The 16,346-nt window shown below is 68.8% G+C and carries 18 protein-coding genes and 2 tRNA genes; 9 read left to right on the forward strand and 11 right to left on the reverse strand.

Annotation, left to right across the window (positions count from 1 at the left end; genetic code table 11):
- The first annotated feature begins 10 nt into the window (after positions 1–10).
- The 3 genes from IB242_RS04115 (at position 11) to IB242_RS04125 (ending at position 813) form a co-directional block, all read left to right on the forward strand.
- Complete coding sequence (locus tag IB242_RS04115; RefSeq protein ID WP_192276118.1) at positions 11–316, forward strand: integration host factor subunit alpha; 306 nt, start codon at positions 11–13, stop codon at positions 314–316.
- Positions 309–665 (forward strand): MerR family transcriptional regulator, encoded by a 357-nt coding sequence (locus IB242_RS04120; protein WP_192276120.1) that lies wholly within the window; start codon positions 309–311, stop codon positions 663–665. The genes IB242_RS04115 and IB242_RS04120 overlap by 8 nt, the downstream gene beginning before the upstream one ends.
- A 71-nt stretch (positions 666–736) precedes the next feature.
- Positions 737–813 (forward strand) — tRNA-Pro (locus IB242_RS04125).
- 72 nt (positions 814–885) lie between these two features.
- Here IB242_RS04125 and IB242_RS04130 read toward each other — a convergent pair.
- Positions 886–1,836, reverse strand: a complete 951-nt coding sequence (locus IB242_RS04130) for an IS481 family transposase (RefSeq protein ID WP_192276122.1) — start codon at positions 1,834–1,836, stop codon at positions 886–888.
- Positions 1,837–1,995: 159 nt separating this feature from the next.
- Here IB242_RS04130 and IB242_RS04135 point away from each other — a divergent pair, with 159 nt between their 5' ends.
- Entirely contained in the window at positions 1,996–3,009 is a 1,014-nt protein-coding gene (locus IB242_RS04135) for a TraB/GumN family protein (RefSeq protein WP_192276124.1), read from the forward strand.
- 7 nt (positions 3,010–3,016) lie between these two features.
- Here IB242_RS04135 and IB242_RS20815 read toward each other — a convergent pair whose 3' ends face one another.
- From IB242_RS20815 to IB242_RS04165, 6 genes are all read right to left on the reverse strand, one after another.
- Positions 3,017–4,090: a diguanylate cyclase gene (locus tag IB242_RS20815; RefSeq protein WP_343237083.1), complete on the reverse strand. Its 1,074-nt coding sequence runs from the start codon at positions 4,088–4,090 to the stop codon at positions 3,017–3,019.
- A 64-nt stretch (positions 4,091–4,154) separates the two neighbouring features.
- Entirely contained in the window at positions 4,155–6,059 is a 1,905-nt protein-coding gene (gene dxs, locus IB242_RS04145; protein ID WP_192276126.1) for a 1-deoxy-D-xylulose-5-phosphate synthase, read from the reverse strand.
- Between the two features lie 388 nt (positions 6,060–6,447).
- Positions 6,448–7,101: an HNH endonuclease gene (locus IB242_RS04150; protein ID WP_192276128.1), complete on the reverse strand. Its 654-nt coding sequence runs from the start codon at positions 7,099–7,101 to the stop codon at positions 6,448–6,450.
- 66 nt (positions 7,102–7,167) lie between these two features.
- A complete protein-coding gene (locus IB242_RS04155; RefSeq protein WP_192276130.1) occupies positions 7,168–7,644 on the reverse strand; it encodes an LEA type 2 family protein in 477 nt (158 codons plus the stop codon).
- A 76-nt stretch (positions 7,645–7,720) separates the two neighbouring features.
- The gene (locus IB242_RS04160) at positions 7,721–8,251 is read right to left on the reverse strand and encodes a lipocalin family protein (RefSeq protein ID WP_192277716.1); all 531 of its coding nucleotides are present in this window, start codon (positions 8,249–8,251) and stop codon (positions 7,721–7,723) included.
- A gap of 69 nt (positions 8,252–8,320) precedes the next feature.
- Positions 8,321–8,533: a hypothetical protein gene (locus IB242_RS04165; protein WP_192276132.1), complete on the reverse strand. Its 213-nt coding sequence runs from the start codon at positions 8,531–8,533 to the stop codon at positions 8,321–8,323.
- 949 nt (positions 8,534–9,482) lie between these two features.
- Between IB242_RS04165 and IB242_RS04170 the strand changes: the two genes are divergently transcribed.
- Positions 9,483–9,716, forward strand: a complete 234-nt coding sequence (locus IB242_RS04170) for a hypothetical protein (protein WP_192276134.1) — start codon at positions 9,483–9,485, stop codon at positions 9,714–9,716.
- Positions 9,717–10,017: 301 nt separating this feature from the next.
- The gene (locus IB242_RS04175; RefSeq protein ID WP_192276136.1) at positions 10,018–10,407 is read left to right on the forward strand and encodes a hypothetical protein; all 390 of its coding nucleotides are present in this window, start codon (positions 10,018–10,020) and stop codon (positions 10,405–10,407) included.
- An 871-nt stretch (positions 10,408–11,278) separates the two neighbouring features.
- On the opposite strand, the gene IB242_RS04180 is transcribed toward IB242_RS04175, so the two are convergent.
- Positions 11,279–11,354: transfer RNA gene (locus IB242_RS04180), tRNA-Phe, on the reverse strand.
- A gap of 162 nt (positions 11,355–11,516) precedes the next feature.
- On the opposite strand from IB242_RS04180, the gene IB242_RS04185 reads away from it, so the two are divergent.
- Positions 11,517–11,981 carry a DUF6491 family protein gene (locus IB242_RS04185; RefSeq protein WP_192276138.1) on the forward strand — a complete coding sequence of 155 codons (465 nt, stop codon included), beginning with the start codon at positions 11,517–11,519 and terminating at the stop codon, positions 11,979–11,981.
- Between the two features lie 171 nt (positions 11,982–12,152).
- Here IB242_RS04185 and IB242_RS04190 read toward each other — a convergent pair whose 3' ends face one another.
- From IB242_RS04190 to ftsY, 3 genes are all read right to left on the reverse strand, one after another.
- Complete coding sequence (locus IB242_RS04190) at positions 12,153–12,425, reverse strand: oxidative damage protection protein (protein ID WP_192276140.1); 273 nt, start codon at positions 12,423–12,425, stop codon at positions 12,153–12,155.
- A gap of 36 nt (positions 12,426–12,461) precedes the next feature.
- Positions 12,462–13,511 carry an A/G-specific adenine glycosylase gene (mutY, locus tag IB242_RS04195; RefSeq protein ID WP_192276142.1) on the reverse strand — a complete coding sequence of 350 codons (1,050 nt, stop codon included), beginning with the start codon at positions 13,509–13,511 and terminating at the stop codon, positions 12,462–12,464.
- Between the two features lie 315 nt (positions 13,512–13,826).
- Positions 13,827–15,098 carry a signal recognition particle-docking protein FtsY gene (gene ftsY / locus IB242_RS04200; protein ID WP_192276144.1) on the reverse strand — a complete coding sequence of 424 codons (1,272 nt, stop codon included), beginning with the start codon at positions 15,096–15,098 and terminating at the stop codon, positions 13,827–13,829.
- An 83-nt stretch (positions 15,099–15,181) separates the two neighbouring features.
- On the opposite strand from ftsY, the gene rsmD reads away from it, so the two are divergent.
- Both rsmD and coaD read left to right on the forward strand, forming a co-directional pair.
- Complete coding sequence (gene rsmD, locus IB242_RS04205) at positions 15,182–15,817, forward strand: 16S rRNA (guanine(966)-N(2))-methyltransferase RsmD (protein WP_192276146.1); 636 nt, start codon at positions 15,182–15,184, stop codon at positions 15,815–15,817.
- Entirely contained in the window at positions 15,818–16,336 is a 519-nt protein-coding gene (coaD, locus tag IB242_RS04210) for a pantetheine-phosphate adenylyltransferase (RefSeq protein ID WP_192277718.1), read from the forward strand.
- The last annotated feature ends 10 nt before the right edge of the window (positions 16,337–16,346 follow it).

The following is a 16,346-nucleotide window of genomic DNA, read 5'->3' on the forward strand; positions in this document are numbered from 1 at the left end:
GGGGAACACGATGGCTTTGACCAAGGCGGAAATGTCCGAGCGCCTGTTCGACGAGGTCGGTCTGAACAAGCGCGAGGCAAAGGAATTCGTCGATGCGTTCTTCGATGCACTGCGCGAGGCGCTGCAGGATGGCCGGCAGGTGAAGCTGTCGGGTTTCGGCAATTTCGACCTGCGGCGCAAGAACCAGCGCCCGGGCCGCAATCCGAAGACCGGCGAGGAGATTCCGATTTCGGCGCGTACCGTGGTCACCTTCCGCCCCGGGCAGAAACTGAAGGAGCGGGTCGAGGCATTCACCGGAGCCGAGCCGCATGCTTGATCCCGGCAGCAACCGCGAACTCCCGCCGATCCCGGCCAAGCGCTACTTCACCATCGGCGAGGTCGCCGAGCTGTGCGACGTCAAGCCGCACGTGCTGCGCTACTGGGAGACCGAGTTCCCGAGCCTGGAGCCGGTCAAGCGGCGTGGCAACCGCCGCTACTACCAGCGCCACGACGTGCTGATGGTGCGGCAGATCCGCGGCCTGCTGTACGAGCAGGGCTATACCATCGGCGGCGCCCGCCTGCGCCTGGAGGGCGAGGGGGCGAAGCAGGAGTCGGCGTTGAGTCACCAGATCGTCCGCCAGGTGCGGATGGAGCTGGAGGAAGTGCTGCAGCTGCTGCGGCGCTGAGTGGGGATGCGCTATCAATGGCGCATGCGATCCCGCTATAATCGCCAGCCCGCTTCGGCGGGACAGCTTTCCGGGGTATAGCGCAGCCTGGTAGCGCACTTGTCTGGGGGACAAGTGGTCGTCGGTTCGAATCCGGCTACCCCGACCAAACCGTTTCACGATCAAGCCCGCCGCGTGCGGGCTTTTTCGTGGGCGTCTGCAGCGTGAACAGTGCGCCGGGCTAGGTGTGTAAAGCCACCACGTTGTTCACCGGGATCGTGATTCTGGAGATTGGCGGCCTGTAGTCGAGGCTGGCATGCGGACGGTGCCAGTTGTAGACGTGCAGCCACGTTGTCAGTTCTGCGGCTCGCTGATCGGAAGTGTCGTAGACGCGGGCGTAGGCCCACTCGCGCATGCTGGTCTGGATGAAGCGTTCGGCCTTGCCGTTGGTGCGCGGCGTATAGGGCCGCGTGCGGCAATGCTTCAGGCCAAGCCGCCGCATCGCACGGGCGAACAGAGCCGATCGATAGCAGGCGCCGTTGTCGGTCAGCACTTGGCGGAAGGACACGCCCAGCGTCCGGTAGTAGCGCAGGGCGGCGATCAGCGCATGCACGGCACTGATCGCGCGCTCGTCCTTGTGAATGCAGGAAAAGCCGATGCGCGAGTGGTCATCGATCGCGATATGGACATAATCCCAGCCTGCGCCATCGCTGGCCTGGGTGCGATCACCGGTAACCCGGTGGCCGGGTCGCCAGAAGCGGCCCAGCTTCTTGATGTCCAGATGCAGCATGTCGCCGGGCTTGGGGTGCTCGTAGCGATTCTGCGCACGGGGCGGCTCCAACGACGAAAGCCGGTTCAGGCCGGCGCGCCGAACGATCCGGGCTACGGTGCTGTGGCCCAGTTCCAGCGCATCGCCGATCTGCCGATAGGTCTGGCGCTGCCGCCGTCGTTCCAGGACCTGCTCGACGACTGATCCGACTGTGGCGTTGGGAGAGGACTCGGGACGAGAACTGCGATCGGCCAGTCCGGCCAGGCCTTCGCAGCGAAAGCGCTCCAGCCACTTGTAGGCGGTGCGGGCGCTGACGCCACTGGCCTGTGCGGCTTCCTCCACCCGGAGTCCTTCGTCCAGGATCCTGCGCACGAGCAGCGCTCGACCGTGGGGTGTCAATCGGGCATGTTTATGCAGGTTCATCCGGGGCTCCTGGGGGCTGGTTGGCTTCGCAACCTCCATCTTCCAGAGATGCCCCGGATGAACAACCTACTGAGAGATCACAGCTAGGCCAAAGGGCATGTGTATTCGTGCCGCGCGCCGCCTATGCTCGCGCCTTCATTGGATCTTCACGGGGACGACATGCGGCGCATCGCACTGGTGGTGGGGCTGTGCCTTTCGACGGGACTGGCGCACGCGCAGGAGGCGGCCCCGGTGCCGGTGGAGGGGCCGCCGATCGTCGATGTCGAGGCCGTGCTCGTGACCGGTGTTCAACCCGGTCCCGGCCTGTGGCGCGTCTACAACGGCGAGAACACGCTCTACATCCTCGGCACCCAGTCGCCGCTGCCTCGCGACATGACCTGGGATTCGCGCGAGGTGCGCCAGGTGCTGGCCGAGGCCGGGGTCGTGCTCTATGCGCCCGGCGTCACCATCGATGCCGACGTGGGCTTCTTCCGTGGCATGACCATGCTGCCCTCGGCACTGAAGGCGGCCAGGAATCCCGATGGCAGGACCCTGGACGAGGTACTGCCGGCCGACCTGTACCGGCACTGGAGCAGGCTGAAACAGCGCTACGCCCCGCGCGATCGCGGCATGGAAAAGAAGCGGCCGCTGATCGCCGTGTACGAGCTCTACAAGGAGGCGCTGGACCGCAATGGCCTGCGCCAGGGCGGCGTGGTCGGGCCGGTGATCGAAGCGGCGCTCAAGCAGCGCGACATGAAGAGCACGCCGACGACCTTCAAGATCAGGATCGACGACCCGCGCGCGGCGCTCGCCGAGTTCCGCCAGGAAGCGCTGAAGCCCGAGGACCTGGCCTGCTTCCGTGACACGCTGGACATCATCGAGCAGCAGTTGCCGGCGATTGCGGCCCGCGCCAACGCGTGGGCCACCGGCGACATCGAGGCGCTGCGGGCGATGCCCGATGCGCGCAGCCAGACCATGGCCTGCCTGTCGGCGTGGACCGAAACCGAGGTGGCGCGCCGTCGCGGGCTGGTCGACGTCGACACGAAGGTACGCGCGGCCTGGCTGCAGGCGGCCGATGCGGCGCTGAAGGAGCATCGCGTCGGATTCGCGCTGCTGCCGATCAGCGATCTGCTCGGCGGTGGCGGCTACCTCGCGCAGCTGCAGGCGAAGGGATACGAGGTCGAGTCGCCCTGAGCCGCGCTCAGGCCGAGACGCAGTCGCGCCCGCTGCCCTTGGCCCGGTACAGCGCGGCATCGGCCGCATCGATCCAGTGCGCCGGTTCGAGATGGTCCGGCGCGACCACGGCCAGCCCGATGCTGATCGTGCAGGTGCCGCCGCCCGGGCCGGAGCGCGCCGAGCGCCGGACCTCGGCCAGCACCGACTCGGCCCATGCCTGCGCCTGGACCAGGTCGGCGCCAGCCAGCACCACGCCGAACTCGTCGCCGCCATAGCGGCCTGCCGCATCGCCCGCGCGCAGGTGCGAGCGCACGATCAGCGCGACCTGCTGCAGCAGCGTGTCGCCGGTGGAGTGGCCATGGCGATCGTTGGTGGCCTTGAAGTGATCGATGTCCAGCATCAGCAGCGTCGCGGGCGTTCCCTCGGCCTGGTGCCTGCGCAGCGCGGCGGCGACGTTGTGCTGCCAGTGTCGGCGTGCGTCCAGGCCGGTCAAGCCGTCGATCCTGCTCAGCGCATCGAGCTGCCGGTTCTTCTCGCGGATGCGCTGGACCAGGCGGCTGCTGCCCAGGCTCACCGCGAGGGTGTGGATCAGCAGCATCGGCAGGCTGGCGAGCACCACCGTCATGCTGCTCTCCGGTTCGAACGCGAACCCGGTCGACAGCCCGCCCAGCAGCGCGCCGGCCGCTACCGCTGGCATGGACCACAGCCACAGCCGCGGCATGCCGGTACTGATCTTGTCGACGGTGACCAGAGTCAGCAGCAACACGCTGGGCAGCAGATTGAAGTGCAGCAGCGACACCCACAGCCCGGCCTGCGCCGAATCCAGCAGCAGGTTACGCAGTTCGGCCCGGAACGGGTCGGCATTGCGGCGTGCCAGCCACCATGCCAGATGCGGCCACAGCAGACAGGTGAACACGGCCGCTGCCCAGTGCGCGGTGGAGGCCTGCTGTTCGTACAGGACCGCGGCGATGCACAGCCCGCCCAGGCCCATGCCGAGCATGCGATAGCGATAGATGCGGTCGGGGAAACGGCGCGCGTCGCCAGCCGTCCATCCGCCGGTGGGTGTGGCCTGGTCGGTGCTGTCCCTGGATGTCCTCACGCCGCCCTCCCGCGGTGCGCGGCGTCATCATACTGTGCGCCGGATACCGCGGAGGTGGCGACGCTCAGCTGGCGGCGGAGCGGATCCCGGCAGCCGACAGTGCCGGCCAGCGGCGGAGCACCGCTGCACGGATGCCGGCGGCGTCGATGCCGGCCTCCGCCAGCAGGTCCTCGCGGCTGGCGTGATGCTGGAACGCGTCCGGCAGACCCAGGTGCAGGACCGCGCGCAGCACCTGCTCGGCCTGCAGCAGTTCGGCCACGGCCGAGCCGGCACCACCGGCCACGACGTTGTCCTCGATCGTCACGAAGCCGTCGTGGGTCGCGGCCAGTTCCATCAGCAGCGCGCGGTCCAGCGGTTTGATGAAGCGCATGTTGACCACGGTCAGGCCCAGCTCGCGGCCGACCTGTTCGGCCGCTGCGACCGTGGCGCCGAACGCCAGCAGCGCGATGCGCGCGCCGTCGACGCGCAGCTCGGCCTTGCCGATCGGCAGCGTCTCCAGCGCCTGGTCGATGGCCACGCCGGGGCCGGTGCCGCGCGGATAGCGCACCGCGGCCGGACCTTCATGGCGCAGGCCGGTGGTGAGCATCCGACGGCATTCGTTCTCGTCGGCCGGGGCCATCACCACCATGTGCGGCACGCAGCGCAGGTAGCTCAGGTCCAGGTTGCCGGCATGGGTGGCGCCGTCCGGGCCGACCACGCCGCCGCGGTCGATCGCGAACAGCACGTCGAGCTTCTGCGTGGCTACGTCGTGGACCAGCTGATCGTAGCCGCGCTGCAGGAAGGTCGAGTAGATCGCCACCACGGGCTTGGCGCCCTGGGTGGCCATGCCGGCGGCCAGGGTCACCGCATGCTGTTCGGCGATGGCCACGTCGAAATAGCGGTCCGGGTATTCCTTCGAGTAGCGGACCAGGCCGGAGCCTTCCCGCATCGCCGGGGTGATCGCCAGCAGCTTCGGTTCGGCGGCGGCCATGTCGCACAGCCAGTCGCCGAACACGTCGGTGTAGGTCGGCTTCTTCGCGCCGCCCTTGGCGATCAGGCCCTTGGCCGGGTCGAACGGACCCACCGCGTGGTAGCCGATCTGGTCGCCCTCGGCCAGCTCGTAGCCCTTGCCCTTGGTGGTCATCACGTGCAGCAGCTGCGGACCCTTCAGTGTCTTCAGGGTCTTCATCGCCGCGAGCAGGGCGGGGATGTCGTGTCCGTCGATCGGGCCGGTGTAGTGGAAGCCCATCTCCTCGAACAGGGTGGACGGCACGAACATGCCTTTCCAGTGCTCCTCCCAGCGCTTGACGAAGCGCGCCGGCGGCTTGTTCTTGTCGCCGAGCAGCTTCTTGCCGCTCTCGCGCAGCGCGTTGAGCGTCTGGCTGCCGGTCATGCGGCCCAGCATGCGGGTCAGGCCGCCGACCGCCTCGCTGATCGACATCTGGTTGTCGTTGAGTACCACCAGCAGGTTGGGCTCGGACTCCATGCCGCCGGCGTGGTTGAGCGCCTCGTAGGCCATGCCCGCGGTCATTGCGCCATCGCCGATCACGGCGACCACGCGCCGCGGATCGCCGGCCTGCTGCAGGGCGATGGCCATGCCCAGCGCGGCCGAGATCGAGGTCGAGGAGTGGCCGACCCCGAAGGTGTCGTACGCGCTCTCCTCACGCTTGGGGAACGGCGCCACGCCATCCTTCTGCTTGACCGTATGGATGCGGTCGCGGCGGCCGGTCAGGATCTTGTGCGGATAGGTCTGGTGGCCGACGTCCCAGACCAGCTGGTCGACGGGCGTCTCGTACAGATAGTGAAGGGCGACGGTCAGCTCGATCACGCCCAGGCCTGCACCGAAATGACCGCCGCTCCTGCCGACCGACTCGATCAGATACCCGCGCAGTTCATCGGCGATGGCCGGCAGTTCGGATTCGTCGAAGCGGCGCAGGTCGGCCGGCGAGTCGATGCGCGACAGGCGCGGATAGCGGACGGAATCGATCATTGCGGCATTCGACATGAGGTCGCCCATTGTCCTCCTCGACAGCGTGCAGCGGCAAGCAAGGCGTTCAGCTGCCGCTGACGGGATGCTGCCTGCGCGTGCGGGATCCGCGCGTGAATGGAGGGGGCGCTGCTGCATGCCGCGGCCCTCACCACGCGCGCCCCCATGCCGGGCGCGGCGATGGGGGCAGGGCGCCGGATGCGCTTCTGGCTCGTGGGGTCCCGTGCGTGGGTTCATGCGGAAGGAGGAGCCTTGGCTGCGCGGCGGCGATCGCCGGGAAGGCCGCCGCAGGCCCTGCCGATGGGCGCCGGAGGCGGGCCCACCCGCTGGCATGCCGACGACGTTGCCTGGTGTCCGCCGCCTGGCGGCCGACGATGGTCCGATGCGATGGTCAGTCGAAACGCTGCAGGACCTTGCGTGGGAGCTGGGCCTTCAGGAACGTCATCTGGTCGGTCAGGATGTTGCGGTTGGACAGGATCAGGTGCTCGATCCAGCTGGGCCGGTATGGCACCGCCAGCAACGGCATGTTGGCCTGCTGCGGCGTGCGGCTGCCCTTGCGCGAGTTGCAGTGGAAGCAGGCGCTGACCACGTTTTCCCAGACGTCGCGTCCACCGCGGGACACCGGCAGGACGTGGTCGCGGGTCAATTGTGGTCGTGCGAAATGCTGGCCGCAGTACAGGCACAGGTGCGCGTCGCGGGCGAACAGCGCGGGGTTGGTCAGGCCCGGGGTCGGATCGATCGCCCGCGGGTGTGCATGGCCGCGCGTGGCCACGATCGGATGCAGTTCGATCGTGCTGGTATGGCCGGTGTCGCGGTTGATGCCGCCGCGGATGCGCAGGCAGGGATCGCCGAGAGTCCAGGCGACTGCATCGCGTGCGTAGAGGCAGGTCGCATCCTGCCAGTTGATCCATCCCAGGGCGCGGCCCTGGGCATCGAGCGAGAGCAGGCGGACGGCGGGTCCGCATGTCGACGGCGAAGACGGTACCGTCGCCGGTGGAGGTTCACCGGCGTAGATCAGACCGAGCGTTGCTGTGTCTGTCTCCATCGGGAAAACAGCTTATACCCGATCGGTGACGGTTTGGGTACCGCCGCCGCTCCAGCCGCGCAGCCCTCAGCGCAGCACGCCGTCCAGTCCGGGCGCCGGCGCCAGCGCGCTGCGGTTGTCGACATCGAAACTGCGCTGCTTGGCGTCTTCCGGCGTCGCGTCGACGGCGCCTTCCAGCCGGTAGCCGAGGCTGCGTCGCCCGGCCAGGGCATCGGCAACGGCCATGCGCGCGATCGCCTCAGGCTTGAGTGTCAGGGTCACGACATCGGCTGAGGTCGGCCCGATCGACAGGCCTGGCGCGCCCTGCAGGGTGCCGGCCGGATGCTCGTCGACGCTGATCTGAATGCGCACATTGTCGAAGCGCATCGGGATGCTGCTGTAATTGTTCAGCCGAAGCTGGACCTCCCAGCTCCCGTCGGCCTGCACGGCCAGCTGCTGGATCGCCGCGGCGGGCGGGGACACGCGGCGGACCTTGCCGCTGTTGCAGGCGACCAGGGCGAGCAGGCCGAAACCCAGGACGAGGAACTTCAGGGAACGCTTCATGCCGGCTCCGGAACGTGGTCGAGCGGCAGGATACTACGCAGGTTCCGCGCCGAGACAGCTCGCCCTGCTGCCCGGCTCAGCGCAACGGTGCGGCGATCACCAGCGGTTCGAGATCGTACCCCATCGCCTCGGCCTGCGCCTTGATGTCCTCGAACCGTTCGCGCTGCATGTCCGGCTCGCGCGACAGTATCCAAAGATATTTGCGGCCCGGTTCGCCGATCAGTGCCCACTGGTAGTCCGGGTCCAGCGCGAGGATCCAGTAATCAGCCCAGACCAGCGGAACCCATGACAACCAGTCCGGAGCGAACCGCACCTGCAGGCGGCCGGGATGCCCCTCGACCGCACGGGCCACGCCCTCGGCGACGGCGGTGTCGCCCTCATGCGTACGGCAGGCGTTGCGGACGTCGATCCGGCCGTCTTCGCGCAGCGCGTAGGCAGCGGTGATGTCGCCGGCGCACTTGCGCTGGAACGACACCGGCAGGTGCGCGATTTCGTGCCACTGGCCGGCGTATCGCGTGATGTCGAGCGTTTCGACCGAGCGCACCGGCCCAGAGGCGATGGCGGCGGGAGACAGCAGGGACAACAGGAGCAGGGCGGTCGGTCGCATGGCGGTCTCGCGGTCTCGGCAATGCCGGCCCGATGCTAGCACTGCCGGCCGTTGCCAGATGCGATGCGCTCAGCCGTACCGCGCCACGTGTTCGCGTGTCCCGCCTGGATGCAGAAGTTCGACATCCGTGCTGGTGCCATCGCGGAGATTGCGTGCCTCCGCCAGCAGCCGGGCCAGCGCCAGCGCCTGCGCCGTATCGGCGTACCAGGTAAGTGGACGCCCGTCATACAGCAAGGTGCAGCCGCGGTAGTCGCGCTGCACGGTGATCAGGCAGGACGCCATGGCGTATCTCCGGTGACGGGAGGCGCGGCAGGAACTCCACTGTGCGTGCAGCGACTGCTGCGCGGCCATCGGAACACGGGCATGATCTTCGTAGGAAAACGCAGCGCTGGTCGAATCGGCCCCGCTGTGTCTGGATGCGCGACGCGGAGACCGGCTGCGTGATGTCGCGCGCGACCAGTTCCAATCGCGCGTCGGCGCGATGTAAAGGGGAGCACGCTTCGTCGGCGGTGCGCATCGCCAGGCGGCGAACTCGGGCCGTCTGCCTGCGGCGTGAGGTGACGGACGTGTTCCGAGGAACCGATATGCCCTATACGTGCTTCGGAAGAGCGACGCGGCCCCTATGCTTCAGCCGCCGCCCCAGTCGGCGACGCGAGGGCTATTCAGGCATCGCTGCGGTCAGATGCTGATGACCACCGGGAGCAGGATCGCAAGTCCTGCTCCGGTGACCAGTGCGACGGTGCCAATCACCAGACGTCCCCAGCCCTCAGGCCCCTGACGCTGCCACGTTGGCGGAACCGGTCCGGTCGCGTGACGCCGTTGGGCGGATGTGCGAGGAAGGGCCTGTCGCCGACGAAGGTGCAGACCTGCCCGGCGTGTGCGGGGGTGATGTGCATGCCGTCTGTCCATGGGGGGCATGGTGCCGCCGCATCCGTCACCGGCGGGTGCATCGGGCGTGAGGATCGTGTGCTCGCTCGCGCCGGGAATCGCAAAGACGCAGGTCGCCGTAGCGATGTGAGTCCGTGCGTGATGGTCAAACCAGATTGACCTGCAGTAGGGCAAATCCCACCCATGTCCGGGCACTCGTCCGATGCCGTAAGGCCTTGCCGGAATCCACGCTTCAGTTGCCAGCACCGCGGGCGGCCGCCCAAGCCGATCCCTTTCACCGCGGGCCCCGTGTATCCCCCGCGGGGCGGCTGGCGCCTATCGATCAACGACATGGAGGCGACGCATGAAAGCGAGGTTCGCAAGGATGGCAGGTGTCCTGCTCGTGGGGCTGACACTGACATTCGGCACTGCGGTCGCGCAGAGCTATCCGACGCCGCCTGCCAGCGAATGCACGGCCAACGGTGATCTGGGCACGGTGGAACTACGGGACGGACAGCGGCACTTCCTGTGTGGGGACGGCCAGTCGCAGTTCCTGTACGAGTGCACCTATTCGGGCAACTCCTGCGTGATTCATTGAGGCGTGGCCCGCTACATTGCGTGTGTCCCACTTTGACGTCATCTGATCCCTGCCGAAGCCCTGCCTGCCGGGGCTTCCTATCAATCACCAAGGAAACCGCCGTGATCAGGAAGATGTGTGCTGCGCTGATCCTGGGCATCTCCTGTGCCTCCAGCGCCTTTGCGTTTCCCCCGCAGACCCCATGCAGATTCGATGGGCAGATCGAGGTCCTGCCCAACCAGGATGGCTGGCTTGAACTCTATCGTTGCGAAGCGGGGGAGTGGGTCTTCGTAACGTACTGCTTGCCGTGAGAGTCCTGCGGTTGAGCGCGGCGCGCATCGGCTTCGTCGGGAATCTCCTACAAAGCGACGTGGTACCAGCTGATGGCGTCTTCGGGCGTCAACGTCACACTTTGGTCGCCGGCAACGCGTGCACTGGTCAGGACGACCCCGCAGAAGTGCCCGGGCCCCTCGACGAGCAGGAGAGGGCGTTTTCTCCGATGAGAGTCTCCATGCCGCGATCCACAGGAATCGAGAAGGTGGTCGAACGCGTCATCGCACGCCTGGGCGAGATCGAGCAGATCTACGGCGCTGGCGTGCGCGAGCAGCAGAGCCGCGTGTTCCTCGCGGAACTTCAAGCCGAATGCGATGGCCCCGCCATCCATATGGAAGTGTGCTTCCAGACCGCGTATCGCGCACGTTTCGGTGATTGACGTCCTTGGCCGGCATGGCGATCAAGGGCTCCTGGCGGCATATGGATTGTCCGCTGCATGCCAGCGTCCAGGCGTGGTGGCTTCGCCAGTGCTGAGCCGCGGCCGCTGCACCGGTGTGAGGGTGCCGTCGTCGTCGCAGCCGACGCGGACTGGACGATCGCGAGGTCGGCCCCATCGAACCAGCGGCTGATTCCGGACGCACGACAGATGGTCGGGCCGGCGCGCGAGGTCCCGATCCTCTCGCGCCGCCGGCTTCGCCGGGCGCACGGCTTCGACGTCAGCAGCGGCCAGACGCCTGCAGCAGCGCCCCCCCCCATGCCTCACCCTCAGGGACGCAGATGGCGTTGGAAGACCAGCGGATGCCTGCATGTACGGATGCCTCCGTCGCGTCGAACATCGTCGACGTCTGCGCCGTCCGGCCGAGATGTCAGGTGTGCGCAAGCATCTGCTTGGGGACACCGTAGGGCTCGCCCTCCAGCGTCCGGACGGCACACGCACTGTCGCGCATGGAAACTCCGTTCGGCAGCTCGGGTAGAGCCCGGACGGGGCAGCAGAGAACATGCATACGGACGGCACGCTATGCCACCCAAGGGCAGCTGCGCGCTTGGTGGCGCTCCTGCAGGCGCGAGCACGAGCGCTTCGTGTTCATGCGAAGCGTCAATGATCGGTGGGCTGCAGTGGTGGTCCGGGAGCATCCGACGACGCGCAGGTGCCCGCGCGGCACGTGCGCGGGGCGGGGCAGGAGATCCCGAGGTTCATCCACGCCGTGGCGCTCAATCTGCGGCGCGCACCGAATGGGTGCCCATCAGGCAGCGGCCCGAACGCCGGAAAAAAGAAAAGGGCCTGCATTTCTGCAGGCCCTTCAATTACATGGTGGCCGGGGAGGGAATCGAACCCCCGACACGGGGATTTTCAATCCCCTGCTCTACCAACTGAGCTACCCGGCCATGTCGCTTCCGGCTGGGCCGTTGCGAAGGACGCGAACTATACCGGGGCTTTTCGGATCCGGCAAGCGTGCCGTGCGCTGAATGTGCGATCGGCTTACGCGTCCGGTCCGGGATGTGGCGCGCATGATGGTCGGCATACGGGCTTTCGGTGGAGGTGGTGCGATGGTCAGGGTCTTGTGGGTGACGGCGATGGCGCTGGCGATGACGGCGTGCGCGAGTGTGCCGCGGCAGTCCGATGCGCAACGGCTCGCCCTGTACGAGGCGCATGCCGGGCAGCCGGTCGGCAATTTCAGGTTCTTCGGCAGGCTCAACGGCTGGACGCCGCTGGGAGACTCGGCGCTGGCGGTCTGGACGCGGCCGGGCGAGGCCTGGCTGCTCGACCTGTCGGGGCCGTGCCAGGATCTGGCGTATGCCAGCGCGATCAGCCTCACCAGCCATATGAGCCAGGTGTCGGCGCGGTTCGACGATGTCGTGCCGCTGGGCGGCGGCACCGCATCGCTGCGGATCCCGTGCCGCATCGCGCAGATCCGGCCGCTGGACACCAAAGCGCTGAAGGAGAGCGAGCGGCAGCTGCGCGAGGCGGCGACCGAGCAGCGGCAGGAGCCGGCGCAGGAGCCGTTGCGATAGCGCGTGCGTGGGGTGCCGGATCGCTATGCCGGGCCCGGTGGCGGGCCTGCACGAGCAGGCCCGTCCTGGTCGCGGTCAAGGTCCAGTGCGCGCGGATCTGCGTTCACTGGCCGCCGTAAGGCCGGACGCCGCTGGTACGCGCCAGCGCCATGCCCACGATGCCGGCGTGGATCAGTCCTGCGGCGGGACGTAGCCGGCGACCTTGAGCACGTCGCCGCCGAACAGGAACTTCTCCATCTGTTCTTCCAGGAAGGCGCGATGCTTGGGGTCGCGTGGCGACAGCCGGTTCTCGTTGATCAGCATGGTCTGATGGGCCAGCCACTTGCTCCAGGCTGGCTTGCCGATGCTGTCGTAGACGCGTTTGCCGGCATCGCCGGGCAGCGGGGCGAAATCGAGGCCCTCGGTCTCGATCTGGTCGTACTGGCAGAAAACCGTGCGTGGCATTGCGGGTGTCCATGGTGGCCGCCAGGGGGGGCGGCGTCAGAGCGAGTCGAGCAGTCTGCGGATCGGCGCAGGCAGGCCCAGCGTGGCCAGTTCGGCGCGCGCGACCCAGCGCAGGTCGTCATTGTCGCGCACCGCGTCATGCAGGGCGACCCTGGCCAGCCGCAGCGGCTGCAGGTGCAGGCGGTAGTGGCTGAAGGTGTGGGCGATCGGTGCCAGCGGCTCTGCGCTGTCGTAGTCGCCGCGCAGGTGGGTATCGAACCACAGCCGCATCGCGGCATCGGTTTCGGCCTGCGGCAGGGTCCACAGCGAGGCCCAGATGCCGCTGGGCGGGCGTCGCTGCAGAAGAATGCGCTTCTCCGCGTCGAGCAGCAGCAGTGCGGTGGCCTCGCGTTCCGGCAGTACCTTGCCCGGCTTGGGCGTGGGCAGCGCGTCCACGAGGCCTTCGCGGCGGGCCACGCAGTCGTCCTGCAGCGGGCACAGCATGCAGGCCGGACTGGCACGGGTGCACAGGGTGGCGCCGAAATCCATCTGCGCCTGGGTGTAATCCGCCAGCCGGCCCGCGGGCGGTTCGGCGACATGCTGCTGCGCCAGCGCCCACAACTGTTTTTCCACCGCCGGCAGTCCGGGCCAGCCGGCGATGCCGTGATAGCGGGACAACACCCGCTTGACGTTGCCGTCCATGATCGGGAAGCGGTCGTTCCAGGCCTGCGACAGGATCGCACCGGCGGTGCTGCGGCCGATGCCCGGCAGGGCGATCAATGCATCCAGATCGCGCGGCAGGTCGCCGGCGTGCAACTCGACGCAGCGCTTCGCTGCAGCGTGCAGGTTGCGGGCGCGGGCGTAGTAGCCCAGGCCGGCCCAATGCGCCATCACCGCGTCGGTATCGGCGGCGGCCAGGTCGGGTAGGGTCGGGAAGCGCTCGATGAAGCGCAGGAAGTACGGGATGACCACCGCCACCTGGGTCTGCTGCAGCATGATTTCCGACAGCCACACCCGATAAGGCGTGCGCGGATGCTGCCAGGGCAGGTCGTGGCGGCCGTTGCGGTCGAACCAGGCCAGCAGGCGGGTGGCGAAACGGTCGGACATGGGGTGGTCTGGGCTGGCTGGCGTGTGGCTGGCGTGTGGCTGGCGGGCGGGGACGTCGGTGGAGCCCCGGCTGCGCGGGCATCGGGGGAGCCGGCCTGGTCAGGGGCGTGCGTCGGCGAGGGTGGCAACGGCGCCATGGCGCGGCTGGCCTGCCCTGGGCGGTGCTGGGTTTCGGGTCAGGGCAGGACTGCGAATCACGGCGCGCGGACCGGATGACCCACATGACGCGGTCGCCGGCCGCCGAACGGTCATCGCTCTCCCGGTCGCCGACCGGGCGCGACGCGAGCGGCCGGGCGACCTCACGCGCCGCGCGTCTCAGCTGCCGCCCAGCGCTTCGGGCAGCAGCGCATCGACGAAGGCCTCCGCATCGAACACGCGCAGGTCCTCGGGGCGCTCGCCGATGCCGGCGAAGCGGATCGGAATGCCGAACTCGCGGGCCAGTGCGAACACCACGCCGCCCTTGGCGGTGCCGTCCAGCTTGGTCACGACCAGGCCGGTGACGCCGACCGCCGCGTGGAACTGGCGGAGCTGCGACAGCGCGTTCTGGCCGGTGGTGCCGTCGATCACCATCAGCACCTCGTGCGGAGCGGCCGGGTCGAGCTTGTGCAGCACGCGCTTGATCTTGCCCAGCTCGTTCATCAGGCCGGTCTGGGTGTGCAGCCGGCCGGCGGTGTCGGCGATCAGGATCTCGGTGCCGCGCGCCTTCGCCGCCTGCAGCGCGTCGAACGCGACCGAGGCGGGGTCGGCGTTCTGACCCTGGGCGACCACGGCCACGCCGTTGCGTTCGCCCCAGGCCTGGAGCTGGGCCACGGCGGCGGCGCGGAAGGTGTCGCCTGCGGCCAGCATCAGGCCGCGGCCCTCGTCCTTGAAGCGCCTGGCCAGCTTGCCGATGGTCGTGGTCTTGCCGACGCCGTTGACGCCGACGGTCAGCAGCACGAACGGGCGCACGCCACGGTCGATCTGCAGCGGCACCGCGACCGGCTTCAGCAGGGCGATCAGGTCGGCGCGCAGCGCGGCCAGCAAGGCGTTGGCGTCGCTGAACTCGCGCCCCTTCATGCGCTTGCGCAGGCTGTCGACCAGCGACGTGGTCGCGGCGACGCCGACGTCGGCGGTCAGCAGCGCCGTCTCGATCTCGTCCAGCAGGTCGTCGTCCAGGCGCGGGTTGCGCGAGAACAGGCCGCCGAAGCTGCGGGCGAAGCTGCTGTTGCGCAGGCGCTCGCGCCAGCCCGGTTTGCCCGGTGCCGCCGCGGGCGCGACCATGTCCTGGGTGATCGCCGCATCGGCGGGCGGATCGGCCGTGATCACCGCGGCCGGCGCGACGACCTCGGCGGCCACGATCTCCTGCGTCACCACCTCGGCGGTCACCGTGGTGGCGATCGGCGCGATGACCGCGCCGTCGACCGCCTCGACCGGCACCTGTCCGGCGACCGGCGCGGGTTCGGGCGCGGGCGGTTCGACGGGCGCCGGAGGCGGTGCCGATGGCGCATTGGGGAACGCCGCGGCCAGGTCTTCGGCACTGAATCGGCTGCCGGCGTTGCCGGTGGCGGGGTCGGGTTGCGGCTTCTTGCGGCGGAAAAAACTGACCATCGGGCACGGATATCGGAGAATGCGCACATGCTAGCACCGCCCCCCTCACGCCTTCGTCGTCGTCCCGTGTCGCGGAGGCGACGATGAACCATCGGCCTCGCCGCGGCGTGCCGGGCCCTGCGGTGGCGCCGGGCGCGGTACGCATCGTCGGTGGACGCTGGCGTGGCACCCGTCTGGCCGTGACCGGTGCACCCGGGCTGCGCCCGACCTCCGACCGGGTCCGCGAGACCCTGTTCAACTGGCTGATGCCGGCGCTGCCCGGCGCGCGCGTGCTCGACCTGTTCGCGGGCAGTGGCGCGCTCGGGTTCGAGGCCGTATCGCGGGGAGCTGCCTCGGCGGTGCTGGTCGAGCAGCATCCGACCGCCGCCGCCGCGTTGCGCGAGACGGTCACCCGGCTGGGCGCGCAGGAGCGGATCGAGGTGGTCCAGGGCGACGCGCTGCGCTGGCTGGCGGCCCAGCCCCCGGCCGCGTTCCACATCGCCTTCGTCGATCCGCCGTTCGCCGACGGCCTGTGGCAGGACGCACTGACCGGCCTGCTGCCGCGCCTGGCCGGCGATGCCTGGCTGTATCTGGAAAGCCCACCGGCGCAGGCGCCCGTGCTGCCGCCGGACTGGCCGCTGCATCGCGAACTGGTGACCGCGCAGGCGCGGGCGGCGCTGCATCGTGGCCCCGGGCGACGGGGCGCTGATACACTGGCCGACGCCGATCCGGCGCCCTGAATACGCACAGCCGTGGCCAACAGCCGCACCGCCATCTATCCCGGAACCTTCGACCCGATCACCAACGGTCACATCGACCTGGTGGCACGGGCCGCGCCGCTGTTCGAGCGCGTGATCGTGGGCGTGGCCGAGAGCCAGGTCAAAGGCCCGACGTTGCCGCTGCAACTGCGCGTCGACCTGGCCCGGCAGGCGCTGGCGGCGCATCCGAACGTGGAAGTGTGCGGCTTCGACTCGCTGCTGGCCCACTTCGTGCGCGATGTCGGTGCCGGCGTGCTGCTGCGCGGGCTGCGCGCGGTGTCGGATTTCGAATACGAGTTCCAGATGGCGAGCATGAACCGCCATCTGATCCCGGAGGTCGAGACCCTGTTCCTGACCCCGGCCGAGCAGTACAGCTTCATCTCGTCCTCGCTGGTGCGCGAGATCGCCCGACTGGGAGGCGACATCTCGGGCTTCGTGACACCGGCGGTGGCCGCCGCCCTGCAGGCTGCACGGCAGGGCGACGCTGTTTCCAACAATTAGATCAATCGAT

The organism is Xanthomonas sp. XNM01, from assembly GCF_014851915.1.
Lineage (GTDB): Bacteria > Pseudomonadota > Gammaproteobacteria > Xanthomonadales > Xanthomonadaceae > Pseudoxanthomonas.